The 25,967-nt window shown below is 40.3% G+C and carries 19 protein-coding genes and 3 pseudogenes; 13 read left to right on the top strand and 9 right to left on the bottom strand.

Annotated elements, in window-relative coordinates; translation table 11 throughout:
- Positions 1–596: pseudogene (locus Q0541_RS19530) on the bottom strand (cobaltochelatase subunit CobN); the annotation flags it as partial.
- Between the two features lie 170 nt (positions 597–766).
- On the opposite strand from Q0541_RS19530, the pseudogene Q0541_RS19525 reads away from it, so the two are divergent.
- Positions 767–1,000 (top strand): annotated as a pseudogene (locus tag Q0541_RS19525) (hypothetical protein); the annotation flags it as partial.
- A 45-nt stretch (positions 1,001–1,045) separates the two neighbouring features.
- Here Q0541_RS19525 and Q0541_RS19520 read toward each other — a convergent pair.
- Together Q0541_RS19520 and Q0541_RS19515 are read right to left on the bottom strand one after the other, a co-directional pair.
- Entirely contained in the window at positions 1,046–1,879 is an 834-nt protein-coding gene (locus tag Q0541_RS19520) for a RimK family alpha-L-glutamate ligase (RefSeq protein ID WP_298913838.1), read from the bottom strand.
- 38 nt (positions 1,880–1,917) lie between these two features.
- Positions 1,918–2,811 carry a hypothetical protein gene (locus Q0541_RS19515; RefSeq protein ID WP_298913836.1) on the bottom strand — a complete coding sequence of 298 codons (894 nt, stop codon included), beginning with the start codon at positions 2,809–2,811 and terminating at the stop codon, positions 1,918–1,920.
- A 259-nt stretch (positions 2,812–3,070) separates the two neighbouring features.
- Between Q0541_RS19515 and Q0541_RS19510 the strand changes: the two genes are divergently transcribed.
- The 4 genes from Q0541_RS19510 (at position 3,071) to Q0541_RS19495 (ending at position 6,256) form a co-directional block, all read left to right on the top strand.
- On the top strand, positions 3,071–3,988 hold the full coding sequence (locus Q0541_RS19510) for a metallophosphoesterase (RefSeq protein WP_298913833.1): 918 nt from the start codon (positions 3,071–3,073) through the stop codon (positions 3,986–3,988).
- Positions 3,989–3,993: 5 nt separating this feature from the next.
- Positions 3,994–5,247 carry an AAA family ATPase gene (locus tag Q0541_RS19505; RefSeq protein ID WP_298913830.1) on the top strand — a complete coding sequence of 418 codons (1,254 nt, stop codon included), beginning with the start codon at positions 3,994–3,996 and terminating at the stop codon, positions 5,245–5,247.
- Positions 5,244–5,879: a retron system putative HNH endonuclease gene (locus Q0541_RS19500; RefSeq protein WP_298913825.1), complete on the top strand. Its 636-nt coding sequence runs from the start codon at positions 5,244–5,246 to the stop codon at positions 5,877–5,879. The genes Q0541_RS19505 and Q0541_RS19500 overlap by 4 nt, the downstream gene beginning before the upstream one ends.
- 83 nt (positions 5,880–5,962) lie before the next feature.
- Positions 5,963–6,256 (top strand): antibiotic biosynthesis monooxygenase, encoded by a 294-nt coding sequence (locus Q0541_RS19495; RefSeq protein ID WP_298913822.1) that lies wholly within the window; start codon positions 5,963–5,965, stop codon positions 6,254–6,256.
- A gap of 48 nt (positions 6,257–6,304) precedes the next feature.
- On the opposite strand, the gene pcrA is transcribed toward Q0541_RS19495, so the two are convergent.
- Complete coding sequence (gene pcrA / locus Q0541_RS19490) at positions 6,305–8,629, bottom strand: DNA helicase PcrA (protein ID WP_298913819.1); 2,325 nt, start codon at positions 8,627–8,629, stop codon at positions 6,305–6,307.
- A gap of 156 nt (positions 8,630–8,785) precedes the next feature.
- Here pcrA and Q0541_RS19485 point away from each other — a divergent pair, with 156 nt between their 5' ends.
- Both Q0541_RS19485 and Q0541_RS19480 read left to right on the top strand, forming a co-directional pair.
- The gene (locus tag Q0541_RS19485; RefSeq protein WP_298913816.1) at positions 8,786–9,037 is read left to right on the top strand and encodes a hypothetical protein; all 252 of its coding nucleotides are present in this window, start codon (positions 8,786–8,788) and stop codon (positions 9,035–9,037) included.
- Positions 9,038–9,123: 86 nt separating this feature from the next.
- Positions 9,124–9,354, top strand: a complete 231-nt coding sequence (locus tag Q0541_RS19480; RefSeq protein WP_298913813.1) for a hypothetical protein — start codon at positions 9,124–9,126, stop codon at positions 9,352–9,354.
- A 178-nt stretch (positions 9,355–9,532) separates the two neighbouring features.
- Here Q0541_RS19480 and Q0541_RS19475 read toward each other — a convergent pair whose 3' ends face one another.
- Entirely contained in the window at positions 9,533–14,986 is a 5,454-nt protein-coding gene (locus tag Q0541_RS19475) for an ATP-binding sensor histidine kinase (RefSeq protein WP_298913810.1), read from the bottom strand.
- 634 nt (positions 14,987–15,620) lie between these two features.
- On the opposite strand from Q0541_RS19475, the gene Q0541_RS19470 reads away from it, so the two are divergent.
- The 4 genes from Q0541_RS19470 (at position 15,621) to Q0541_RS19455 (ending at position 18,268) form a co-directional block, all read left to right on the top strand.
- On the top strand, positions 15,621–15,806 hold the full coding sequence (locus Q0541_RS19470) for a hypothetical protein (protein ID WP_298913807.1): 186 nt from the start codon (positions 15,621–15,623) through the stop codon (positions 15,804–15,806).
- 447 nt (positions 15,807–16,253) lie between these two features.
- Positions 16,254–17,222 carry a sodium-dependent bicarbonate transport family permease gene (locus tag Q0541_RS19465; protein ID WP_298913804.1) on the top strand — a complete coding sequence of 323 codons (969 nt, stop codon included), beginning with the start codon at positions 16,254–16,256 and terminating at the stop codon, positions 17,220–17,222.
- Between the two features lie 4 nt (positions 17,223–17,226).
- Positions 17,227–17,538, top strand: a complete 312-nt coding sequence (locus tag Q0541_RS19460) for a P-II family nitrogen regulator (protein WP_298913801.1) — start codon at positions 17,227–17,229, stop codon at positions 17,536–17,538.
- Positions 17,539–17,566: 28 nt separating this feature from the next.
- Positions 17,567–18,268 (top strand): carbonic anhydrase, encoded by a 702-nt coding sequence (locus Q0541_RS19455; protein ID WP_298913851.1) that lies wholly within the window; start codon positions 17,567–17,569, stop codon positions 18,266–18,268.
- Positions 18,269–18,406: 138 nt separating this feature from the next.
- Here Q0541_RS19455 and Q0541_RS19450 read toward each other — a convergent pair whose 3' ends face one another.
- Complete coding sequence (locus Q0541_RS19450) at positions 18,407–20,080, bottom strand: ATP-binding protein (RefSeq protein WP_298913798.1); 1,674 nt, start codon at positions 20,078–20,080, stop codon at positions 18,407–18,409.
- Between the two features lie 1,130 nt (positions 20,081–21,210).
- On the opposite strand from Q0541_RS19450, the gene Q0541_RS19445 reads away from it, so the two are divergent.
- Entirely contained in the window at positions 21,211–21,648 is a 438-nt protein-coding gene (locus tag Q0541_RS19445) for a CAAD domain-containing protein (RefSeq protein ID WP_273769015.1), read from the top strand.
- A 246-nt stretch (positions 21,649–21,894) separates the two neighbouring features.
- On the opposite strand, the gene Q0541_RS19440 is transcribed toward Q0541_RS19445, so the two are convergent.
- Both Q0541_RS19440 and Q0541_RS19435 read right to left on the bottom strand, forming a co-directional pair.
- The gene (locus Q0541_RS19440) at positions 21,895–23,046 is read right to left on the bottom strand and encodes an S-layer homology domain-containing protein (protein ID WP_298913792.1); all 1,152 of its coding nucleotides are present in this window, start codon (positions 23,044–23,046) and stop codon (positions 21,895–21,897) included.
- A 206-nt stretch (positions 23,047–23,252) separates the two neighbouring features.
- Positions 23,253–23,399 (bottom strand): annotated as a pseudogene (locus Q0541_RS19435) (Uma2 family endonuclease); the annotation flags it as partial.
- Between the two features lie 339 nt (positions 23,400–23,738).
- Here Q0541_RS19435 and Q0541_RS19430 point away from each other — a divergent pair.
- On the top strand, positions 23,739–25,097 hold the full coding sequence (locus Q0541_RS19430) for an ATP-binding protein (protein WP_298913789.1): 1,359 nt from the start codon (positions 23,739–23,741) through the stop codon (positions 25,095–25,097).
- Positions 25,098–25,221: 124 nt separating this feature from the next.
- On the opposite strand, the gene Q0541_RS19425 is transcribed toward Q0541_RS19430, so the two are convergent.
- Positions 25,222–25,806, bottom strand: a complete 585-nt coding sequence (locus tag Q0541_RS19425; protein ID WP_298913786.1) for a hypothetical protein — start codon at positions 25,804–25,806, stop codon at positions 25,222–25,224.
- Positions 25,807–25,967: the final 161 nt, after the last annotated feature.

The following is a 25,967-nucleotide window of genomic DNA, read 5'->3' as shown; positions in this document are numbered from 1 at the left end:
GCTCCCCTGCTCCCCTGCTCCCCTGCTCCCTGCTCCCTGCTCCCTGCTCCCCATTCATACAATCCCACACGCGGAATTGGCCGGGGTAGCGGGGGATTGTATGCAGTTAACAGGCAAGTGTCAGAGATAAATTGGAGAGCATTAACGAAATTTTCTACGCCGCCTTCGCTAAAATACTGCCATACCTGGTTAACAACACCCAAAGGCACGGTAGACAGGGAGATTAAATCGGGATCAAAAGCGTCATCCCCTGGCATTACAATCAGGGTTCTACCATTACGTTGTACAATTTCCTGCACTACTTCTAAGCCATAACCCCAGTAGGAACGTCCTCCTAACAGGCGCAAAATAATTACTTGGGCAAGTTCCAAAACTTGCTCTCCATAAGTATCTACACTTAATTGTTGCTGCAACTGCAACAGATTGGCGACTCTTAATGCCGGAAAGCTTGCAGGTAATTTTGTCACCGCAGCTGCCAAAGTTTGAATGTCGGTATCAGCAGCCGTAATCAACACCAAAGGCGCTGGAGTTTGTTCTAGAAAAATTAAACCCTCTGACTGATTCCATCCACCTGATGTGCTACTTATCCGATGCATAATGCTGTATTACCGTTTTAAACTGTTGGTTAGTACATAATCAAAACAAACTTTTTCCCCTGCATTCAGCCCCCTCTTACCATTAATGATTGAAAATGCTTATAGCGGTTCCCATTCAGATGAGGTAAAACATTATATTGCGAGGTGTAGGGGCACAATAGGACTGCGGGATGCTCTCCTCGCCGCCGAAGCCGCTAGCACAAGCTGCTGTAAATAATGGTGCTATTGGTGTGCGTATTGATTTGCCAAATCACATCAGCACCGTGCAAGAAAGGGTGCAAGTATTGATTATTGGGCTATAGAAGCAATTAATAGCTGGATACGATGTGTACATTACACCACAGTTTAACCACGTTGGTGCGATCGCAAAAGCAGGAGCAAATATTATTGCCATAGATGCAACTAATTTATGCAGAGTCATGAATTAGATAACCGAAGTATTAAATTTTTTATTTTGAGGTTAGGCTAATTAGCATTTTTTCAAAAATTTTCAACACAGGCTCCATGCCATTGTCTCTAGTGAAAATACTATAGTTTGGGTGAGAATTGATTTCAATCAACCAATATTGGTTATCTCCATCTAAGACGATATCTAAACCAGCATAATCAAGGTCTAATTCTTCTAAAACTGGTCTAGCAAAATTAGCAATCTCTGACAATATTTTTGGCTCGTTGATATACTTTGCTTTTGCACCATTCCAGTGCAGAGGACTAAGGTTACCCACAAATTTTGCATTACTTATATCTTTTTCATAGAGCAAAACTAACTCTTTATTTAAGAAAATCGCTCTATATTCAGATTTAATGTGAATAAATTCTTGAGCAAGAGCAACATAATCATAATTTTTAAAATTGATATTAAAAATTTCTTTTAAAGCAGTTTCAATTTCATGTTGATTCTGACATAAAAAGACGTTATGGCCGCTTGCACCAGAATTCCTTTTAACAATCACAGGTGTTTCAAACTTTTCCTTGATTTCTAATACGATATCTTGAATAGTTGAGAATTTTAAGTAAATCTGATATTGGGTGTCACAGAAAGGAGAAAGAAAACCTACTGTCCGAGGAAGTTTAACTTTTTTATTTAAAACATGGTAAGTGTATTCCTTGTCTTTTATCAGGTATGCTACTGCTTGATTAATTAACGGAGTGCTATGGTTACAAAAATAATGCTGTTTACTATTCAGTTTTATTTTGATTAAGTTTTGAGCAGGATGAATAATTTCATAGCTGATGTTTAAGTTTTCACAAGCTTGGAGCAATAGCGAAATGTTGTCTAACATAAATACTTGAAGTTAAACATCCTAATAAAGTGTTTACATTACGAATTATTTGAACTTGTAGTTTGCCGTTTAAAAATCACTATTTCAGTACCGACAACTGGGTTACGCGCTATCAGCCTATTTTGGGAGTCAATAATTTCTAAATGGGTAAAATCAAGTTCTTGAGAGCGTTGTAATATCTTTGCAGCTAGTGTGTCCTGCTGAGATTCCTTGAGAGTGTACCAATCGTTGCTAATTTTAACTGTAAGATTGCTAGTGCGGAAGTTGGCTTGAATTGACTTTATCAGACCAGAGGCAATGCGATCGCTAGTTTCAGCTACCTGATTTTCAATAGCCGCAATCAAGGCTTGTTCTGGTGTCAATTCTATGGTTGGTGTCGGAGTTGGTGTGGGAATTGGTTCTGGTTCCGCTTCCGGCGTTGGTAGTGGCGGAGTTTGTACTTCTGGCGGCGGCGTAATTTCCTCTGGCGGCTGTGGCGGCTGTGGTTCTGGTGCGACTGACTCCGGTGGAGTAGTTATTATTGGTGTAGGTACAGGAACCTCCTCAACTGGTGGAACTGTTGCTATTTCAGTAGGTTTACCAGTAAAGACAGTCGCCGTTGTCCAAACGAGAATTACAGCAATTCCAGTAACAATTCCCGTCAAAGCTGTATCTGATAACTTTGTTGACAAATTTGATGGTAAAAACAAGCGGATTGTCCTTAACAGTCCACCCCATCGCAACTGAAGTTGCTGGAAAAAACTGGGTTTTTCTTCAGTACCAGGTGGGGGTGCAGTCTCCAGTTTCTCAACCGTTACTTCTAAAACCCCAATCGTCCCTTGGAGAAGTTGGATAATTTTAGCCTTCCAAAATGGCTGAACTCTCTGGTAAGGTTTTTGGGGAGGTTGAGTTACCTGCTCATTCCTCGGTTTTGACTGATTGTCTTGTGACATGGAACTTTCACCAAAAGCAGCGAATCAAAGACAAACAACGTACATTATTACTGGTGCTGCCTTCTTTTGCCTTAATGTATCACTTCATTGCTCATTGTTTCTCAGGACTTACGCAAGAACTCTGTGAAACTCTTATTCCTTTGTGTCCTACCCTGCGGGAAGCCACTTCGTGTCTATGCGTCCTTTGCGGTTCGTTTTATCATGATTTTGCGTAAGTCCTGTTTCTGCTGAACTGACTATTTATTAAATTTGGTGAATTATGAACCTGAAACGCCGTCAATTTTTATTTTTAAGTAGCCTCAGCGCCATTGGTGCAGGATTTTTAGGTTGGATGTTAGCTGATCAAAATCATCAAAGTGCTGATATTACTGATTCAACAACAGCTATAGCCGCCAATCCACCCAAAAAAGACTTGTTATTACGTTTTGTGTCTGTTGCAGATACAGGGACTGGGGCTAAAGGACAGTATGCTGTTGCTGGGGCAATGAATGCGTATCACAAGAAAAATCCTTATGATTTAGTAGTTTTAGCTGGAGACAACATTTACAATAACGGCGAAATTGAAAAAATTGGCGAAGTTTTTGAGCGTCCCTACAAAGTTTTGCTCAAGCAAGATGTAAAATTTCAGGCTTGTTTAGGTAATCACGATATTCGTACTGACAATGGTGATCCACAAGTCAAGTATACCGGCTTTAATATGAAAGGACGTTACTATACATTTAAACGGAATCAAGTACAATTTTTCGCTTTAGATACTAACAGTAATGCCGATTGGAAAAACCAGTTAACTTGGTTAGAAAAAGAATTAAGTCTTAGTAATGCTCCTTGGAAAGTGGTGTTTGGACATCATCCGATTTATTCATCGGGTCAGTATGGGAATAATCCAGGTTTTATTAAAACTTTTACTCCTCTATTTCAAAAGTACGGCGTTCAACTTTACATCAATGGTCACGAACACAGTTATGAACGCACTCGTGCTATTGATGGTACAACTTATTTAATTTGTGGCGCAGGTGCAGGCAATCGTCCTGTAGGACGTTCCGAGTGGACAGAGTATTCCACGAGTGATTTAAGTTTTGCCTCTTATGAGGTGTATAAAGATAGAATAGAAATAAGTGCGATCGCTACTGATAATCGTGTTTTTGATAAAGGTATTATTCAATTAAAATCAGCGTAATTATTATGAAAGTCAAGCGTTTGCAAATGCAATCCTTCCGTGGAATCGGTGATTTGACGCTTGAGTTCGATGTCACTGAACCTATTGTGCTTATCGGTATCAACGGTGTAGGTAAGTCTAGCATCCTTGATGCTCTTTCCCTCTTACTTTCCCGTTTTATGGAGTGGATTGGAGGTGTTTCTCCAAAAGATGAAGTACGAGTATTTAGTGAACTAGATATTTCTAATAAAGATATATTAACAAGACTGGATATTACGATTTTATTAGGTGGAGGAGAAGATAATTGGGAAATATCTCGAAGTCGTAATGGGGTATCTCAAGATTCAATGCATGAAATGATAAAGTCTGCTGCTAATGCAATTTGGCGTCATTGGCAAAATGAGCCTCAATACAACCTACCTCTAGCAGTGTACTATCCCGTCAATCGTGCAGTTCTTGATATTAGACTAGAGATTCCAAATAAAACTCAGTTTAAGCAAATAGATGCTTATGAAAAAGCGCTTACAGGCACCAGAAATGACTTTGCGATTTTTTTCCAATGGTTTAGAAACCGAGAAGATTTAGAGAGTGAGTTACTACGAGACAATCGTGCTTACCAAGATTCACAGTTAGAAGCAGTTAGACAAGCTATATCTTCATTAATACCTAGTTTCTCAAAGTTACGGGTTCGTCGTTCTCCTTTAAGAATGACTGTAATAAAACAAGGTGAGGAACTTATAGTCAATCAGCTATCTGATGGGGAAAAATGCTTGCTGGCTATGGTGGGAGATTTAGCAAGACGATTGGCGATCGCTAACCCTAGTTTACCAGATCCACTCCAAGGTAGTGGTGTTGTTTTAATTGATGAAATTGAACTACACTTACACCCCAAATGGCAACGGGAAATTATTCCAGCTTTGACAAGAACATTCCCTAATTGCCAATTTATTGTCACCACCCATTCGCCCCAGGTTATTAGCCAAGTCAAGCCGGAAGGAATTTATATTCTAGAAAAAACAGACGAAGGTGTTGTTGCTAAAAGACCAGAAAGTTCCTTTGGGAGAGATAGCAATCGAATACTAGAAGACTTAATGGGTGTTCCAGCACGTCCACAGGAAATTAAAGATCATTTACATGAGTTATTTAGACTCATTGATGAAGGAAATCTTGATGGTGCTAGGCAATTATCTCAGGAAATTGCTGACATTATTGGACAAGATGAACCAGAATTAGTAAAAGCAAGTGTATCTATTCGACGCAAAGAGATTTTGAAGCGGTGAAATATATCAAAAAAAGCGAGGAGCCAGAAAGTTTTACCGTTTGGAAAAAACTAACAAATAAGGATTGGCAACCAAGTTGGGACAACTTCAGCAAACCACAGAAAACCGATGTACATGATTCCTTATTGCAAGAGCAAGGTTTTATCTGTTGCTATTGTGGAAGGCGTATTACCAAGGAGATTAGCCATATTGAACATCTAAAACCTAGATATCCTTATACTGAGCTAGGGCTGGAATACGCAAATATGTTAGCTTCATGCCAAAAAGAAAGAGAGCGTAAAGAACCTCTGCACTGTGGGAGCAAGAAAGATCATTGGTACGATGAGGATCTGATGGTTTCACCCATAAATGCGAATTGTGAGGAGTTCTTTAAGTATACCGATGATGGGCAAATACTGGCGACAAATAATTTAAAAAAGCAATTAGCTGCTGAAACAACAATTGATAAACTCGGACTCAATATTGACAAGCTGAAAAATTTACGCGCAAAAGCTCTTGAGCCAATATTGGAAATCATCAACACAATCACAGAGGAAGATAGACAAGACTTAATTCTAGGCTTCAGTGAAACTGATTTTAAAGGACATTATGAGGAGTTTTTTGCTGCGATTATCTATTTACTCAAAAATTAGTTTTAATTCAATAAAGTGTGTGCATAGACATCGCATTTACCTTACACTAAATAATATTAATTTAATTATCAACGCAAAAGTTTATGATTCTTGAGGCAGTTATACTTCATGTCAAACCTGGTCTAGAATCCGATTTTGAAGCTACTTTCAGAAAAGCTTCTAAAATTATTTCTTCAATGGATGGATATTTATCCCATGAATTGCATAAATGTATAGAAGTCAAAGCTAAATACTTATTACTTGTCAGATGGGAAACTTTAGAATCTCATACTGTTGGATTTAGAAATTCTGCTGAGTTTCAAGAGTGGAAAAAACTTCTGCATCATTTTTATGAACCATTTCCCACTGTTGAACACTTTGAAGTAATTGAAATATAAAAAACAAGAACCCCGCTTTATTTGATAAGTCGGGGTTCTGTGGCTGTATCACTCTACTCGTTGCAACTGCGCTACTCTTGGGTCAACAATTTTTTGTCCCAAGCTAGAAAATTTAATAGCCACAGACATCTTATTACCCGTTCCGAAAACATGAGTGATTTCACCAAGCCCAAAGGTTTTATGTAATACTCTATCGCCCACTTGCCAATTCTGGGTTGCGTCTTGTTTCCGATTAGGAGTAGAAGCACTTTTGGTATAACTTTGACGACTCAGGTGTTTGGTAGATAATAATTCTTCTGGTAATTCGTCGAGAAATTGCGATCGCATCGCGGGTTCACGAGAACCATATAAACGACGTTCACGTGCGTGTGATAAAAATAACCGCTCTTGGGCCCGAGTAATCCCCACATAACACAAGCGGCGTTCCTCTTCCAAAGATGCGGGATCGCCCAGCGATCGGTAGCCGGGAAACAGCCCTTGTTCTAATCCCACCAAAAATACTACGGGAAATTCCAAACCCTTGGAAGCGTGCAAAGTCATCAAAGAAACGGCTGTTTGCCCTTCTTTTAAGTTATCCAAATCGGAACTGAGGGCGGCACTACTGAGAAAGTCTTGAAGGGAAACCTCTTCGTTTTCTTCTTGAAATTGCAGTGCGGCGTTATAAAGTTCTTGGACGTTTTGTACCCGATCTGTGGCTTCATCTGTGCCTTGACTCATCAAGTCTTGAACGTAACCAGAGTCTTCTAGTATTCCTTGCAAAACCTCAGTCACCGGAAGCGTGCCGATTTGTCCTTGCCAACGGCTAATCATTGCGGCAAAGTTATTTACAGCTTTTGTCGCCCGTCCAGCTAATGTATTAACTGATGTTTCATCGCTGAGTATTTCCCACAAAGTTGTCCCTAATTGTTGGGAGGCATTCACCAAAGCATCAATAGTGGTTTTGCCAACTCCCCGCCGGGGAGTATTAATGACTCGTAATAAACTGACTGTATCAGATGGGTTAGCGATCGCTCTTAAATAGGCAATGACATCTTTAATTTCTTTGCGATCGTAAAATCTCATTCCTCCCACAACTGTATAAGGAATTTGATATTTTACCAACAATTCTTCAAAAGGGCGAGATTGGGCGTTTGTCCGATAAAGTATGGCAAAACTACCCCAGCTTAACTCTGGATTTTGCTGTTCTAAAGTCCGAGTTTGATTGATTACAAATGCCGCTTCTGCGAGTTCTTCATCGGCTTTGTGACAAGTAATCTGCTCACCCGGCCCCCGTGTCGGTTTGAGGATTTTATCAATCCGTTGGGTGTTATTTTCAATCAGTTCATTAGCTGCTTGCAGAATGTTTTCACAAGAACGATAGTTTTCTTCCAGCTTAACCATCGTTCGGGTGTCATCATCTACCAAGCCATCGCCAAAGTCTTCCTGAAATCCCAGTAAGATGGTGAAATCTGCCATCCGAAAGCTGTAAATGGATTGATCTGCATCGCCGACAACGAAAACTGAGCGATTTTCCCATTCCCATTCGCTCTTTCTGGTTTCGCCATTAGTAACCAATAAGTGGATGAGTTGATACTGAGTGCGGTTGGTATCTTGATATTCATCTACGAGAATATGGCGAAACTTCCGATGCCAGTAACCCAATACTTGCTCATTTTGCTGAAACAATCTAGTTGGTACGAGAATTAGATCATCAAAGTCGAGAGCGTTGTTTTCTGCTAACTTATCTTGATATAAATTGTAGACTTGGGCAATCACGCGTCCGCGATAATTGGGTTGATCTTGCTCAAATTCTTGGGGCGATAAACCTTGATTTTTAGCATTACTAATAGCGTAGCGCACAGAGCGGGCGTCAAACTTTTTATCGTCTAAATTTAACTGTTTGTTGACGATTTCTTTGATCAGAGTCATTACATCTGATTCATCAAAAATAGAAAAATTGCGATTCCAACGGCGTCCTTTCTCGTCTACATATTTTTCAATATCAAAGCGGAGAATGCGAGAAAATAAACTGTGGAAAGTGCCACACCATAAATCTTTGATCGTATTTTTGTAAACTTGCGATCGCAATTGCGTTTGTTGGTATTCTGTCAACAAATCAAAACGCTTACCGTGTTGTTTCATTGCCAGTTGTTCCGCAAACAGCCGTTGAATCCGGTCTTTCATCTCTCGTGCGGCTTTGTTGGTAAAAGTAACCGCCAGGATATTTTCTGGATCAACGCGGTGTTTCAGAATCAGATTCGCAATCCGATAAGTCAGCGCTCGTGTTTTACCGGAACCTGCGCCAGCAACAACTAGCAACGGGCCGCAGTAATGTTCGACAGCTTGACGTTGGCTAGGGTTAAGGTGACTAAGAAAGTCGATGGTTGTTGTCATGGATGTGAAAAAGCGATACCTGGCGTCACATCAATAGAGAGTTGCTATTGCCCAGGTTACAATATCCTAACGAAACTTGGTCAATAAAGATTGTGTGGGAATATTCTTAACCAGAATGGTACTCTATCATGATTTATGTAGAAGCAAGAAAAAGCTATGCTGTCAGTCAAAGGCACATTCCAAAACGGTGTGGTTCATCCTAACGAACCAATTGAAGGGCATGAGGGGCAGTCAGTTATAATCGTGTTTGTCGAAGAAAACCACACACCTCAGTCAGTAACGCCAGAAGACTCAGATTGGGATAAACTAAGGCAGTTGATTAAAAACTGTGCAGTTGATACAGATATTGGCGATTTGACACACCAGCATGACCATTATCTCTATGGAATGCCAAAGCGAGAATCATAACCTTGACGAAAGTTTTTGTAGACACAACTGCCTAGATTGCCCTTCTTAATGTTAGGGATAATCTTCATCACCAGGCAAATGAGGTAATGGATAGACTTTTGCGCTTAGAAACGCCTTTGGTGACAACTGAGTTTGTACTATTGGAGGTTGCAGATGCTCTGTGTACACCAGTTAGCCGTATTCAGACAGTTGCTTTCATCAACAGTTTGCGACTTTTAAAAAGTCAGGACTTACGCATCGTACATAAGTACTACACGCAATTTGGGTATAAAGCCATGTTTAGTAGCCAGCGATCGCTTTCTATGCCAATAAATTAAAGTTATGCGAAGCGCCTGAAACGATCAAATATTATAAGGCACATTATGGTTAATTTGTATAGTGCGTAAATCCAATCTCTGCAATATTTCTTTACAACGTGTCCTGTTTTGCGCGTATCCCGGCTGAACCCCTAATTACTAATTCGTAATTTGTAATTGCAATCAGTGGCGGTAAAGATTAGACACTTCTTGCTTTTAGTCTTCCCTGAAGGGGGATAGAGATAATAAATTCAGCCCCTTGTCCTAAAACCGATACACATTCTAACTGTCCTTGATGCTTTTTAGTTACAATCTGGTAACTAATAGATAGCCCTAAACCAGTTCCTTTACCGACAGGTTTTGTAGTAAAAAAGGGGGTGAAGAGTTGCTGCCGGATATTTTCAGAGATCCCAGAACCGTTGTCAGCAATACGAATGACAACAAGATCACCCTTAACAGTAGTACGAATTGTAATAATACCTGGGCGACGTATTCTCTCTGCATCAGTCCGATGTTTGTTAAATTCTTCCAAAGAGTCAATTGAATTAGCGATCAGGTTCATAAATACCTGATTCAGTTGCCCAGGGTAGCACTCTACGGGTGGCAGGTTGCCGTACTCCTGTATTACCTGAATTCCGGGAGAGTCTGGTTGGGGTTTAAGCCGACTTTGCAAAATCATTAAGGTGCTATCAATGCCCTCATGGATATCAACGGCTTTGACTTCAGCTTCGTCTAGGCGGGAAAAGTTTCGTAAAGATAATACAATTTGGCGAATGCGATCAGTTCCCACTTTCATTGAAGCCAACAGCTTAGGTAAGTCTTCCATCAAAAAATCTAAGTCAACTGCATCTATTTCATTCTGAACTTTAGGTGGTAAATTCTGGTTTTGCTGCTGATAAAGTTGTATTACACTCATCAAGTCTTTGATATAATTATTGACATAAGTAAGGTTGCCGTAGATAAAGCTGACTGGGTTATTGATTTCGTGAGCAACGCCTGCTACCAACTGCCCCAGGCTAGACATTTTTTCGCTTTGCACCATCTGGGACTGGGTGAGCTTCAATTCAGCGAGCGTCTGCTCTAGCTCCTTTGCTTTCTCACGCGCTTGTGTTTCCGAAATCTCTAACTCTTGGGAGTATATGTGCAAATTTGTGTAGAGCCGAGCATTTTCTATTGAGATAGAAACTTGTGAAGTCAATAAGTTCAGTACCTCTAGTCGCTCTGCGGTAAAGGCTCCGGTGGTAAGGTTATTTTCCAAGTAAAGAACTCCGGTTAGCTTACCCTGATGAGCGAAAGGCAAACACAAAACTGATTTGGGTTGATTGGCAATAATATAGTTGTCACTGGCAAAACGCTCTGTGTGGCTAGCATCGTCTAAAACCAAATTTTCTTTTGTTCTTTCAACATAATTAATCAGCAAAACTGGTAGTTTATGCTTTACTTGAACCAGGCTGGATGATTGCACTGTCACTTGGTCTCGATCAACGTTTCCCTCAGCTTCAATCAGCCATTGGTTCTCCCGTTTAACAAGTAGATAACCCATTTGGGCACCAGCATTCTCGATCGCGATTGTCATCATCTTCTCCAACAGCCGATTTAGCTCCATCTCACTCGACAGTGCTTGTGATGCTTTAATCGCTGTGCTTAAATCTAGAATTTGGGTTTTAGCTTCAGAAGTATCTCTGATTGAGTTTGTAGCAGTGCCCCGAAGAGTTGTTTCTGCTGCTGTATCTGTAAAAAATTGAGAATATTGTTCCTCTAGTTGTTGGACTTTACCCATCGCTTCCCACTTCAGATAGCGATAGCGGGCTTCTGTAAGATAAACTTTGGCAAGGTTTTTTCTGTCCTTGGCCAAGTAAAATCGAAATGCGAGTTCGTTTGCTAAGGCTTCATTTTGTAAATAACCGTTTTCGGCAGCAGAGACGATCGCCTTGTCATACAACTCCATTGCCTGATAATCTTGTTGACAAATCCTGGCAATTTCAGCTTGAATCAGCAGGAACTTGTGTTGATAATTGGTTGGGCAGTGCATTGCCCATTGCTGGAATTTTTCCAGGTTGACATTTAGTTTATGCAGATAAATGGCTTGAGTTGTTGTATCTACCTCACCATAAGCTCTTGCCAAAGCAATACTTTGGTGAAAGTAGAAAACAGGATTAATAAAAATTCCTCGTGATCCCCCAACAAATTTTTCTGCATTCTCTGCATACTCAACAGCTTTGGTATACTCTCCATACCAGTTACAAAGCGCAAGTTTATAGATGTAAACTACAAATGCACTCAACATATCAGAAGATGCCAACGCAAACTCTAGCACTTGCTGTTCATCTGCCCAAGTTCCAACAAGCTCGTCAATCTTGCCTGCTGGCTTAGTTAGGTTAGCGATCGCTTCCATAGCCAGCAGATGGTAGTTCAACATATTTTTGTCAATTTTGCGGAGGGTAGGAATAAAATCTTCGGCTACTTCTGCGGTTTTTTCTAAAGATTCATTCCCAAATAAAGATTGCCATAAAAAATTAACTGAACAATAACCAGACCATTGGTAAGAACCTGTTTCTAAACCGCTATTAAATCCCTTTAACAAATAAGGTTTTGCCAGGCTAATATGGTCTTTGTAATGACAGATTAAACCTCCCCACATATTCAAAATATTCGCTTCTAATTCCTTCGTTCTCATAATTTCATGGAGTTGGAGAGAAAGCTGCCCAAACTCATAACCTGAATCTACCTCACCATATTGAAATACTAAGTTGAAGGAATACAGCATATAGCCAAATACTGAAATCGGTGAGTTGCCATACTGAACCGAAAGTTGAGTCAAATTCATAGATGTAACGTGCAACGCTTTAGATCCTAAAAAGTAAGCAATAGGCCAAACTTCTTTTAAGATGCGTTGAGCCATTAACTTTTCTTCGTCTTGCATTTGTGGTAGTTCTGCCAGACTAAAAGTTGAGCGATCGCCAATAACTTTCTTTGTTTGATTAAGTTTTTCCAACAGATATGCATCATCAGGATAAGCTGTAAACTCAAAACCTAAAATCTTCAAGGTGTTTAACCCAATTTCATAAGCGGAGTTTAAGTCATTCTCCATGCGATAACACATAATCCGATATTCATTTACTCGACACATATCAAGAGTATTTTTAACCTGGCTGAAAGTCTGCTCAAAAATCAGCAAAGCTTGTTCGTATCTTCCATTTAAAAATTCTGCTTCTCCAACTTGTAAATATAAATTTAATGTCAGTAAATATTTATCTTGCCAACTATTTTTATTTAAATAATTTATCCCGATTTTCAACAATTTCAGGGCAGTTACAAACGCCGAGGATGATTTTGCTCGTTGACCTAATTTCAGATTTAATTCCGCCATTTCATATCTTTCTGCTGGTTCAATAATCAATGATTCTCCAGCATTTAGATGGTTGACAATCTCGAAAAGATGCTCATCTAACTGAGTTTTTTCAGTATTATGTAATAGTAACTTTCCAACCTTCAGGTGTACTTGTTGTTGCTGACCGATTGGAATTAAAGAATAAGCAGCTTGCTGAACGCGATCGTGCAAGAACTTATAGTCAATTTGTACCGCATTATCACAGTATATTGCCAATTCCGACTGATTCAACAACTGAGGAATTTTATAAGTATCGCTCAAGGGAAGAATTAATCCCTCCTGTAAAGCTGACCATAAATCAGCTGCTGTTGCTGATGCAGATTTTTCGTTTACTACTGCTAGAATTTCTAAATTAAAACGATTACCAACACAAGCAGCTAATTGTAAAACTTGCTGGGTTGATTCTGACAGTCTCTGAATTTTATTCACCATTAAATCGACTACATTATCGGTAATGGCTTGTGACTCAATTTTGTTAATATCCCACTGCCATAAACCTAAACCGTAATTAAATGTTAAGAGATTATCTTGATGCAATACTTTTAATAACTGAGTCAAGAAAAAGGGATTACCTTGGCTTTTTTGAAGTAGCAAATCAGCTAAAGGTTCTGCCTGAGATGATTCGCAATTGAATGTGTCAGTAAGCAGTTGAGTAATATGAGGTGCTGCTAATGGCTTCAAGAGCAGTTCTTCAACCGTTGCCCCAGATACTCGAATTGCCTCTAGCATTAATATCAACGGATGGGTAGGACTAACTTCGTTATCTCGGTAAGCCCCAATCATCAATAAATACTGGGTTTCTAGGTCAGTCATCAAATTCTCGACCAGCTTCAAAGAGGCAGCATCTGCCCATTGCAGGTCATCTAAAAACAGTACTAAGGGATGATCTACAGCAGTAAAGGCATGAATAAATTGCTTAAATACCCGATTAAAACGGTTTTGAGACTCAGTAACACCCAACTGCGGTACAGGCGCTTGCTGCCCGATAATCAGTTCTACTTCTGGGATAACATCAATAATGACCTGGCCGTTAACTCCCAATGCTTGTAGCAATTTATTTTTCCAAACCTCAACTCTGACTTGGGTTTCAGTTAACAGTTGTCGCATCAATTCTCGAAATGCTTGAATCAAAGAAGCATAAGGAATATCTCGCTTGAGTTGGTCAAATTTGCCACCGATGAAGTAACCTCGTTGGCGCACAATAGGTTTATGAACTTCGTTCACCAGTGAGGATTTGCCGATACCTGAGTATCCTCCTACTAACACAACTTCACTCGAACCAAGGCTAACTTTCTCGAAGGCAGCCATAAGAGCTGCCACTTCTACCTCCCGACCATAAAGTTTTTGAGCTATTTGAAATTGATGCGAAAAATCCTGCTCACCTAAGCTAAAAAGGTCAATCCTTCCTTTTGTTTCCAGTTGAAGCATTGCTTTCTCTAGGTCAGCCTTTAACCCGTAAGCACTTTGGTAGCGATCTTCAGCATTTTTGCTCAGGAGTTTCATGGCGATCGCACAGATTCCCAGTGGTATATTAGGATTAATCTCCTCAGGAGCCATTGGAATTTTCGCAATGTGACAATGCACCAACTCCATTGGATCTTGAACATTCTGGAACGGGAGCCGACCCGTTAGCATTTCGTAAAAACTCACGCCTAATGAGTAAAAATCTGTACGATAATCTAAGGTTCGATTGATGCGTCCAGTTTGCTCTGGCGACATATAAGCCAGCGTTCCTTCTAGGAGGTTGAGGCTAGTGATTTCTGGGCTTTCTTTTGACAGCAGCGAAGCAATGCTGAAGTCAATCAGTTTGATTTTTTCGCTATTGGGGTTATAAAGAATGTTTTCAGGTTTAATATCCTTATGAATAATGTGGTGACTATGCAACTCTCCTAATGTTTCAGTAATTTGAACGGCGATGTTGAGAAATTTTCTGAGTTCAAACCCTGTAGTAGATATCTGATCTTTTAAGGATTCTCCGCCAAAATCTTCTAAAACCATTGCTAGACCATTACTATACCCATTGTCGCAATTGATTAATTTTTGGGTTTTGATTACACCTGCAATATTCAGATTTTGGATAATTTCGTATTCGTGCTTGATCTGAGCAATCTCTTTGACAGTAGGATACTCTGCTTTGAGCAGTTTGATCACAACTGAGTCTCCGTTAACTTTGCAGTATGCTCGATAAATTACTGTGGCAGTAGCTTCATAAATTAAACTGGTAATACTGTACTCTGGGATACGAACAATTAATTTAGACACTATTACTTGCCTGAATGTTGTTTTACAATGGATTTTGGCGGTTCCTATAATAATTCCCAAAATTCAAGTCAAGACATCAGGCTCCTATAAAAATACTCTACTGATTTATTTCTCTCAGTAGAGTATTTAGAGGTTGTTTGAAAAGTGTTTTGCTATAACTTTAGGCACTTTTATATTTCCTATACCCCACTTAAAAAGGGGGGAACCGGAATCAAAGTTCCGCTTTTTAAGGGGGATTTAGAGATAATTAGAACTTTTGATATCGACAAGAGGACTTTTCAAACATCCTCTTAAAGGGGTTCAGCCGGGATACGCGCAAAACAGGACACGTTGTAAAGAAATATTGCAGAGCGTGTTTTATTGATTTACCAACTTGCCCATAAATGATGTTGGGGCAATCAAAATTTGGCACGAAAAAATCCATCGGTGAGAGGTTAAAATAAACTGCCTTTTGTCAATCATAGGACTTATGCACTGTACAAATTAACCATAATGTGCATTATGATATTTGCTCGTTTCAGGCACTTCGCATAACTTTAATTTATTGGCATAGAAAGCGATCGCTGGCTACTAAACATGGCTTTATACCCAAATTGCGTGTAGTACTTATGTACGATGCGTAAGTCCTGAAAGTGTGCAAATCATCCCTTTTGACCAAAAATTGCTAGATGAAGGTTGGATGTTATACAGCCAGCGTCCTGATAAAGATTGGGGGCTAACTGACTGTATTAGCTTTGCGGTGATGACACAGGAAGGGATTACTCAAGCCTTAACATCTGACCGTCATTTTAAGCAAGCGGGGTTTACCAAACTGTTGTAAATCAAAATAATACTGGGATTTAGCAAGGTTTGTGTAGGAGCAATTCATGAATTGCCCCAACAATACGTTAACTTTTCTCCAAAGAAAAGTTAGCCACTAGTTATTCTTGCGCGTTCTGTCGTAAAATCAGCGACAGGGAATCAAACCTCAAAACATGGTGAGCAAGCTCTCACTGTTCTGTTGTCAACAGAGCTTACAGCTATTTTCAGTTAATTGAACTACAGATTTTCGTAGGGATACGGCAATGTTCCCTAGCCCGTGGTTTATTGAAATGAAAAACGCTGCAATACCTAACGGAGAGTATTGTCACCAATAGGACTATTCACTCCTTGAGTACCCAATTGACATTGGGTAGCAATACACGATACATCATGATTGAACCGTTAAATTTTTAAAGATGAAAAATTTCTTTAATTGCAGGTTTTACCAGTATAAACAGGGGTAGATATGGATGTTAGCTTAATTGTATCCAACATTTTAAATCCGCCAATCCTGTTTTTCTTTTTAGGCATGACTGCTGTTTTTGTCAAGTCTGATCTAGAAATTCCCGCACCAGTGCCCAAACTCCTTTCGTTGTATCTGCTGTTTGCCATTGGTTTTAAAGGAGGGGTAGAACTAATCAAAAGCGGCATTACTCAGGAAGTAGTTCTAACACTCGCAGCAGCAATGATGATGGCTTGTGTTGTTCCAATTTACACCTTTTTTATACTGAAGTTGAAACTGGATACTTACGATGCTGGTGCGATCGCTGCAACCTACGGCTCTATCAGTGCCGTCACCTTCATCACGGCTAGCGCTTTTTTGACTGAGCTTGGCATTACTTTTGATGGTTACATGGTGGCAGCTCTTGCCCTGATGGAATCCCCAGCTATTATAGTTGGTCTAATTTTGGTGAATATATTCACCGCCGATGGCAAGCGGGACTTTTCATGGCCGGAAGTTTTGCAAGAAGCATTTCTTAATAGTTCAGTTTTTCTATTAGTCGGTAGTCTATTAATAGGTGTCTTGACAGGAGAACGCGGTTGGCACGTATTAGAACCTTTTACTCAAGGGTTGTTTTATGGCGTTCTCACCTTCTTTTTACTGGACATGGGATTGATCGCTGCTAGAAGAATTAAAGACTTACAAAAAACCGGAGTTTTCCTGATTTCATTTGCCATACTAATTCCAATACTCAATGCAGGCATTGGGTTGGTGATTGCCAAATTTATCGGTATGCCTCGCGGAGATTCGCTGTTATTCGCTGTATTGTGTGCCAGTGCTTCTTACATCGCTGTCCCAGCGGCGATGCGGATGACTGTTCCAGAAGCAAATCCCAGCCTGTATGTTTCTACTGCTCTAGCAGTGACATTCCCGTTCAATATTATTGTGGGAATTCCGTTATATCTCTACGGAATTAACCTATTTTGGAGGTAATAATATGCACGTAGTTAAAAAGATAGAAATTATCGCCAACTCCTTTGAACTTGCCAAAATTTTAGATAGTTTAGACAAGTCGGGTGTACATAATCATGCCGTAATCCGAAATGTTGCTGGTAAAGGATTACGAGGAACGACAGAAGATTTAGACATGACTATGCTTGATAATGTTTACATCCTCGCGTTTTGTATGCCAGAAGAACTCAAGCGTGTTGTCGAAAATATCAAACCACTCCTGAATAAGTTCGGAGGTACTTGCTACGTTTCCGATGTGATGGAAATTCGCTCTGTAAGATGTGTAGCGTCGATGTAGGAGAGTTAGAAATTCAATGAAGCATTTCATGGAACGTCGTGACTTTTTGAAGTTGGGAATGACTGGAGCGTTTGGGATGATGCTATCTACCAGCGATTTCCTCTGGCGGGTGGAACAGGCTAAAGCTGCCGAAATACCCTCAACCTCCCCTGAATCCCTCAATCCCGATGCAGCATTGCAAAAACTGATGGAGGGAAATCAGCGGTTTGTTCAGCATCAACCCCAATACCCCGATCAATCTGCGCTGCGGTTGCAGGAAGTTGCTCAAGCTCAACATCCATTTGCAACTATTCTCAGTTGTGCGGATTCACGAGTCCCCGCAGAAATTGTTTTCGATCAGGGCATTGGGGACATCTTTGATGTTCGGATTGCCGGAAATATTGCCACCTCTGAAGCGATCGGCAGTATTGAATATGCGATTGTCTTGTTAGGTTCTCCACTGCTGATGGTGATGGGTCATGAGCGTTGTGGGGCAGTAACAGCCGCTGTACAAAACCAATCGTTACTCGGTGATATTGGTACTTTTGTGAAGGCAATTAAACCAGCAGTGGAAAAGGTCAAGAATCAGTCGGGTGACGCGGTTGAAAATGCTGTGGTTGCAAATGTACAACATCAAATTGAACGGTTAAAGCGATCGCAGCTTTTAACTGAGCAGGTGCAGTCGGGCAAATTGAAAATCGTCGGAGGTCGTTACGATTTGGATACAGGGAGGGTAAGTATCATTACTTAATTTAGGAGAGGATTCTCAACAATTAAACAATTTAGGACTTACGCACAAGAGATCCCCCAACCCCCTTATAAAAGTTGGCTGTTTAGGGTTCCCCCCTTAAAAAGGGGGAATCTAGGTTTCAGGTTTTCAATAACTCCTTCAATCCTGCACAGTCATTGGTAGACGAATAGTGAAAGTAGAGCCAACTCCCGGTTCACTTTTGACAATAATCTCACCACCCATCATCTGGCAAAAGTGGCGGCTAATTGCCAACCCCAGTCCCGTACCTCCATACTTTTTCGTAGTCGAGGTATCTCCTTGTGTAAAAGGTTGAAATAACTGCTGCTGTTGACGGTGAGACATACCTATGCCTGTGTCGGTAACGGTGAAAGTAATGATGCCCAAAGGAGCCTCCAGTCGGAATTCATCCTTTTCTCTGTTGACTGCTAGCATCACCTTGCCGTTTGTAGTGAACTTGCCGGCGTTACTTAGTAAGTTTAACAACACCTGCCGCATCCTGGTTTGATCGGCGTACATGATGCCAAGTTGCTGATCAATATGTACTTCTAAGACATTGGCATTTTTTTCTATAGTCGGTTTGACTGTGAGGACAACGTTATGAATCAGGGTTGCAATCTCAAATGTCTCTGGATAGAGGGTCATTTTCCCCGCTTCAATTTTTGACAAGTCGAGGATTTCGTTAATTAAGTGCAGTAGATGCTTACCAGCAGAGTTAATTGTTTCTAAGTCTGTGATAAAGTCTCCCGATAAACCAAGATCGGTGGCGTCGTCTTCTAGAAGTTGGCTTAAACCAATGACTGCATTTAATGGCGTGCGTAATTCGTGGCTGACATTGGCCAAAAATACGCTTTTTGCTTTGCTAGCAGCTTCGGCTAATTCTTTAGCTTGTTGTAGTTCTTTTGTGCGCTCAGATACTCGCTCAATCAGACGATTTAGAGATTTGGCGAGTAGGCCAATTTCATCTTCAGTGGTGACTGGAGCTCGCAAATCGAAATTAGATTTTCTTGCAACTTGCTCCGCTACTTGGGTGACAGTGATAACTGGTTCAGCGATCGCCCGACTAGTACGCCATGCTACAATGGCTGCGATCGCCACCGAAACCAGCATACTCATAATCACGATGAATCGCTCAACTACTTTTGCCTCTTCAACAGCTTTTTGCCTTTCTTGCTCTTGATCTTCAGCAGTTTGCAGGATGTTAGTCAAGCTTTGAGAAAGCTGGTCTAGCCGGATGGCTGTTTCACCACGCATAATTGTCAATAACTGCGATCGGGCAGAGGAAATCTGCTGAGGCTGCACTTGCTGGGAGTCAACTTCCTTTAAGACGACCTCTATTTGGTCAACGTAAGCTTTTAAATTAGTCTTGTAATCCAGCAATAACGTCTGTAAAATCGAACTTGTTGCTGCTAGTCTTTTAGGTTTACTATCGATGAATCCGGCAATTTTTGACTCTAGTTGCTTGGCTTTTTCAACATTTTTCAGAAAATCGGCTTTTTTGCTTTGCAGCTGTTGTGAATTTTCCAATACAGCAACTAGGTTAGAGCTATGCAATTGCGCCCCTACTACTGCATCTTTATAATTACTCAGTAGTTGTCCTTGTTCATAGGCTTGATTGAATTGCCTGACTTCTCTTCCTCGGTAGTAGTTGGCAATCACTAACCCAGTCAGTGAGCCAAAAAAGCCAATTCCGATAGCTACAAAGTACCCATAGCCAATTTTTTGATGGATGCGCCAAGAACTGGCTTTGAGTTTCCCTCGTGAGGGAAATTCTATGGTCGGGAGTTCGTCTGTCGATGGCTCTTCGGCTAACACTTTTTTGCTTTCTGAACTGCTGTCGATAGGGGTTGGCTTTTGAGGAAAGTATTCCTTAAATCTCCTTGCCTTCCCGCAAAAATCACTAAATCAGTCTAGCTTGTGCAAACACTTTCATTAATGATTAATATCTAGATTATCTTCTTTTATAGCAATAGCAAATCATTGCTTACTAAATAATTAGCATAACCTTATATAGTATAAGTGGTTTTGATATAGCAATTTTAAATCATTCGTGAGAGATAAAATTGCTGAAATGTTTATAAATAGGTACTTTTAATCTCCGTATTTTCTCACATTTAAATTTTGATTGCTATAGCAATGAGTTCTTGGCATCAGGTACGCCACTACTCTACCTTACTGCTTCTTTAGAAAATTAATACAATCAGGAAAAAAACAAAAGCTTTGACATTCGTTGGGCACTTGTACTGAGCTTGTCCTGAGCGTAGTCGTAAAGCCTGCGACATAGCTACGCCCTAAGCGCCAGCCTCTCCTTGGCGCAGCCTCTCGTAGAGAAGAGTTGTATTGGGCATTGGGAGGAGACAAGTTAGAGACTTCTTCCTCCATGTCTGGCCAGTCCCCATTGCCCCTTATCCCCAGAGAGCGCCCCGAGTTCCCCAGTCCCCAGGCACACATATCATAAAACAGTTCTAAAATCTAGTCTATATGAACACACAAAAACTGTTATTACGTATTAATATCAATACGAATGCGTTAATTGACGAAGGCGGCTTAAGATAGCTTTAATATCAGATAAAATCGGCTTTTAGGCTTATATAAATGAGAGGTGGACTGATTTTTGCATAATTTGTACTTAGATTTAGTACGATTATGAGCAAATGACACGGAATGGGATAATCACAACCGGAGGATTCCAGTTGATTCAAAAAAAAGAACTCAGAAAGCCGATTATAATACAACATCCTTCTGAGTTCTATCCTCCTACTGACTTTCTACCTTGTAGTTGATGCAGTAGATATTACGGGGCAATTATGGTTATAGAATACTAAAACCCTTTTCTGCCCTTGACCTAATTCTATTGATGCACTTGTGCATTACCTAATCAACAGCCTTTTGGTTGTAATTATCCAGATCAGAAAAACTCAACTGTCAAATTTATAGGAGCGAAAATGCCAGAACAAGAATTCACAGAAAGCACATCCAAAGAGGGTACAGTGACAGATATCAACAGCCAAACGGGAACCATCACCAAACTCCAGCCCCCCGCACAATCTCAAGACGAATGGCTAAAATACGGAGAGCAAATTTCTAGCTTTTTAGCAACATTACCAGAATATCTGGGAAGCTTCTTTAATCAATATAAGCAACCCCTGGTGACTGTTGGTTTAATTGTGGGATCAATTGTTGGGGTTAAAGTACTCTTGGCAATATTAGATGCTTTGAATGATATCCCCTTGGTAGCACCTACTTTTGAGTTGATCGGTATTGGTTATTCTGCCTGGTTTGTTTACCGCTATTTACTCAAAGCCTCAACCAGGAAAGAGTTAACTAGTGAAATCACCACTCTGAAATCACAAGTAGTTGGTAAAGAAATTCCAGAAGCTTAATATCTAACTATGGCTTCTCCTGCAAAGACGCTACGCTAATGCTTTAATTCAAAATCACGCTCTGTTCTGATCTGAGGAAGCCTTAGATCAGACTTTTCTCAAAATTAAGAATTTTTTTTGAATATCTAATTTTGAATTTTGAATTCTCTGCAATGGGTTAGCCAACAAGCAAGGGAGTAGGGGAGCAATAAAGAATCTTTCTCCTCAGTTCCTCTGCCTATTTGTTGAACACTTTCCCTACCAAGCTCACTGAGACGAGCCTCCTGCGGACAAGTTACCTTTTAGGTTGTGCTTTGGAGTGCGCGAAAGTCCTGGAGACACGCGTAGCTGCTGCACAATGTTTTGAGATGAAATTGCCTCCAACTTGCCACGTTTTACTAAAGCTTGATGAATCATCGCTGCCACTTCAGTCCGACTAGCTACTTTGTTAGGAGCAATAATTTGTTGATTTGGATAGTTAACTACCAGACCATTAGTTGTAGCAGCGGCTATTTTGCTGATAGCATAGGTTGGAATATCTTTAGCATCTTTATAGACACTTAAAATCTGATTTGGGGAAGTGGGTGGTTTTAAATTCAACCCACTGACAAGGGCAACTAAAACTTGCACTCGCGAAATATTTTGTTGTGGTTTGAAGGTTTTTTTAGGGTAGCCTGTAAGAAATCCGGCACTGATGGCTTGGTCAATTGCTGGAGTTGCCCAGAATTTTGTTGGTACATCTTGAAATGCGATCGCGGTCTTAGACGGTTCTTGGTCAAAGGCTTTTTGGAGTATAGCAGCAAATTCGGCGCGGTTTACAGGCTGATTTGGTCTAAAAGAATAATCAGGAAACCCCTTGAGAATACCACGGGAAGAAAGAACATCTATAAAACGCCGACCCCAGAAGTTATTGGGCACATCGTTAAATGCAATTGGCGGCGGAATAATAGATTTTTGTTTTGCCGGAGTTACTAAAGGCAATGCTAATGATGTAATTGATGACTCAAGTCCTGTTGAAGAAGATACAGGCGTCTGTGGTTGTGGGGATTGAGTTGGAATTACCTCAGCAGATGGTAACACTGCACGGGAAGGAGTTGCGCTGTTAGTTGGGAATGAAGGTGTCGTGGGTTCAATAACAGTCTCAGGTGGAGATGACGGCAAAACGTTGAATCTAGGGACTGCATTTGGTTCTACCTTGGGAGTAGGGGAGGGCAATACTTGATTTGGTTGAACGCTAGGAGATGGAGTGGAAGAAGGCGACAGCAGCCCGTTTAAGTTCCAGTTAGAATATCTGCCAGACAATGACCAAAAAAGAATCGCTCCGATAGTGGTGAAGGCAACCAGAATGGCTATAAATTCATCAAAGCCAAGGGCAGTTCTTTGGGATGACTCCGGTTCGGAAGGAGGTCTATTTGTCATCGTGATTACCCTGGTAGCAGTAAAATTTGTGTCTAAACAAATTAAGCCACAGATGACTCTTTTACACCAGGCCTTTTTAATTCATAATTACCTAATTTATAATTCGTAATGACGCTCGTTGCGCGGCATCGTCTCCCCTTCTCACATTGCCAGAGGCTAACGCCTGCCGTAGGATGCCCGAACGCAAGAGCGTCTCCTGTCTTGAGAAGGGCTGTAGGGAGAATTTGGGGATGCTCTTGCCAATTTTTGCCTCCGGCACGCTTCGCGAACACAAACGTGCCATCAGACTCAGGAAGCTGGGTATGATCGGTGAAAGGGGTGAGGGCGGTGGATGGATTGGTTGCAGAGGTGATAATGCTACCTTTGCACTTTTTGTAAAGGTTGTTTTTAGTTTAGCTTGCGATCGCTCTTGCCAGTAATTGTGAAAGTTAGCATTTAAGACAAGAGATTTTGCCCTTGTTTGTTAATTGAGATGGTAGCTGGATTTTTGCGCCTGCTGTATAAGGCTAACGAGCATTTAAGTTGCATAAAAGCAGGGCTGGAGCCGCTTACTACAAGCGAATCATTCTGGAAAAATGAATAAGGATTAGCTTAGTTTGACTAGATACCTAAACCTAAACATGATTTAGAGGTGGCAGAATGTAAAATATTAACTTATTGTTTACCTGTCTTTGTAAAAATCAGGGTGTCTAGTGCCAGAAGAATTCAGTTGCCCAATCTTACCGCCATTTTTGTCTCTTGGTAGCGATCGCGATCTCGATTTAGAGTCAACCCTCCAAGAACTACCAATGTACAACTTCCCAGTGGAAATCAACCGCACTGGTATGGAAGTGGCTAATTTTTTGGAAAAATATCCCCTGTTACCAGGAGTAATTTTGGTAGAACAGGGAAACTTTATTGGGATGATTTCGCGGCGACGACTGCTGGAATTTTTGATTCGTCCCTTTGGACAAGAGTTATTTGTTCAACAACCATTAGCCGTTCTCTACAGCTATGCGCGGATACCGATGTTGCTCCTTGCTGATACAACATCGATTTTAACTGCGATGCAACTTAGCTTAAAGCGATCGCCAGAATTATTAGCAGAACCAATTGTAGTACACACAGAATCTGGTGCTTATAGATTGTTAGATGTACAAGAATTGAATATTATTTCTTGGCAAATTCGGGGAATTGACAATCTGGTGCGGTATGAACGCAGCCAAGCCCAAATGATTCAAAATGATAAAATGGCAAATCTGGGACGTTTGGTAGACGGCATAGCGCACGAAATTTTAGACCCAGTAGGTTTTATTTGGGGTAATATAACTTATGTTTCAAACTACAGCCAAGATTTACTCAAGCTGATAGCAGCTTATGAAAAAGAATTACCATCAACTTCCCAGGCAATTAATCTTCTTAAAGAAGAGATTGAATTTGATTTTTTAGAACAAGATTTGTCGCGATCGCTTGCTAGTATCCGCACTGGAGCGGAAAGATTAAAAAAACTCGTTACCAGCTTACAAAACTTCTGTCATATCGATGAACTTTATCCAAAACCAGCAGATTTACATGCCTGCATAGATAGTATTATTTTATTAATTAATAGCCGTCTTCAAGGAGAAATTGAAATCGTAAAATACTACGGTCAATTACCTCCAGTATATTGCTTTATGGGGCAATTAAATCAGGTTTTTATGAATATTTTCAGCGAAGTTGTAGATACTTTACTCAATGAAACAGTCCGACAGCAGTTGCATCTAGATGATACAAAGACTGTTCAAAAACCCCGAATTGAGATTACCACAGAAGTTATTTCCCAGGAAGCAAGCAATCCAGATGCACCAGATTCTCGCTGGATCTTAATTCGCATTGCTGACAATAGTTCTGGAATATCTCAAGAATTGCAACAGCAAATTATAGAGTCTTTTTCTCTTGAAACAAAGAATAGTAAGAATACTAGTTTAGCAGTAAGTTATCGAATTATCACCGTGAGACATGGTGGAAAATTAAATTTCCATTCACAGATTGGTATAGGTACAAAATTTGAAATATTGTTACCTTTGGTGTAGCAACATATATTTAGAAGATTGTCCCACACATTAACAATTTTTTCAAATAAAGAATTGCTTAAACGCTAATTTTGGAATCAGCATGATATCGTGTTAAAATTATTCTTTTATGAGTTTAAGATAATTAAATACTATTTGAGGCTTCCCACTCATCCAAAGAAACTTGAAACTCTCTGTTAACTTCTTCCATAGTTAACCTTACTGTCTCAAAATAGCCAATTTCTAAAATTTCTCCCGCTTGTGATATATCGAAACGGTAAAAGCCAGAATCTGTTGTATATTGCACTATTCTAATTTCTTTAGGTGGATCTAATTCTTTTTCTATCCCATCTATACATCTACGTCGATATATAGCTCCGGTAGATTTATGGTTTGGATTTAAGAAAACACGATACTTGAGTACAGGAAACCGTTGCTTGAATAATTCAAAGAGTTCAAAGAATACATCACATGCCTTTGCTTCGTCTCCAACTTCTCGGAGAATGATATTTTTCCATCCTGCTGTTGATTCGTACCATTTATAATATCGAGCTACCCAGTCGTTGAACTGTGTAAAAGGAGGTGTCTCTTCTCCATAAAAGATCCCATTTTCCCCCAGAGCAAAAGAATAGCCACCAATAAAGCCGTCTAACGCAGTTAAAGAACGCTGTCCTAAATACATTGCTGGTCTTGATCTGATCATTGCTAAAATCTCATAAAGATTTTTCATTTATACTGCCTATTTAGAAACCAATATACTTGGTGTTAATGATATTTTGCCTCAGAATACCCCCCCAACCCCCCTTAAAAAAGGGGGCTTAATTCCCTACTTTTTAAGGAGGGTTAGGGAGGAGAAAGTCTTAACCAAAGCCTATTGGAATTTGAATACCC

This window comes from uncultured Nostoc sp. (assembly GCF_937863485.1).
GTDB lineage: Bacteria > Cyanobacteriota > Cyanobacteriia > Cyanobacteriales > Nostocaceae > Nostoc.
The sequence above is the reverse complement of the archived record's forward strand: the minus strand, read 5'-3'. Positions and strand labels throughout refer to the sequence as shown.

Bases quoted from the DNA above. Each gene is read 5' to 3' on its own strand.
- Q0541_RS19510 (WP_298913833.1), top strand. From the start codon at position 3,071: ATGAACCTGAAACGCCGTCAATTTTTATTTTTAAGTAGCCTCAGCGCC.
- Q0541_RS19425 (WP_298913786.1), bottom strand. From the start codon at position 25,806: ATGAAAAATCTTTATGAGATTTTAGCAATGATCAGATCAAGACCAGCA.
- Q0541_RS19465 (WP_298913804.1), top strand. From the start codon at position 16,254: ATGGATGTTAGCTTAATTGTATCCAACATTTTAAATCCGCCAATCCTG.
- Q0541_RS19515 (WP_298913836.1), bottom strand. From the start codon at position 2,811: ATGTCACAAGACAATCAGTCAAAACCGAGGAATGAGCAGGTAACTCAA.
- Q0541_RS19460 (WP_298913801.1), top strand. From the start codon at position 17,227: ATGCACGTAGTTAAAAAGATAGAAATTATCGCCAACTCCTTTGAACTT.
- Q0541_RS19455 (WP_298913851.1), top strand. From the start codon at position 17,567: ATGGAACGTCGTGACTTTTTGAAGTTGGGAATGACTGGAGCGTTTGGG.
- Q0541_RS19520 (WP_298913838.1), bottom strand. From the start codon at position 1,879: ATGTTAGACAACATTTCGCTATTGCTCCAAGCTTGTGAAAACTTAAAC.
- Q0541_RS19485 (WP_298913816.1), top strand. From the start codon at position 8,786: ATGCTGTCAGTCAAAGGCACATTCCAAAACGGTGTGGTTCATCCTAAC.
- Q0541_RS19480 (WP_298913813.1), top strand. From the start codon at position 9,124: ATGGATAGACTTTTGCGCTTAGAAACGCCTTTGGTGACAACTGAGTTT.
- Q0541_RS19445 (WP_273769015.1), top strand. From the start codon at position 21,211: ATGCCAGAACAAGAATTCACAGAAAGCACATCCAAAGAGGGTACAGTG.
- Q0541_RS19505 (WP_298913830.1), top strand. From the start codon at position 3,994: ATGAAAGTCAAGCGTTTGCAAATGCAATCCTTCCGTGGAATCGGTGAT.
- Q0541_RS19495 (WP_298913822.1), top strand. From the start codon at position 5,963: ATGATTCTTGAGGCAGTTATACTTCATGTCAAACCTGGTCTAGAATCC.
- Q0541_RS19440 (WP_298913792.1), bottom strand. From the start codon at position 23,046: ATGACAAATAGACCTCCTTCCGAACCGGAGTCATCCCAAAGAACTGCC.
- pcrA (WP_298913819.1), bottom strand. From the start codon at position 8,629: ATGACAACAACCATCGACTTTCTTAGTCACCTTAACCCTAGCCAACGT.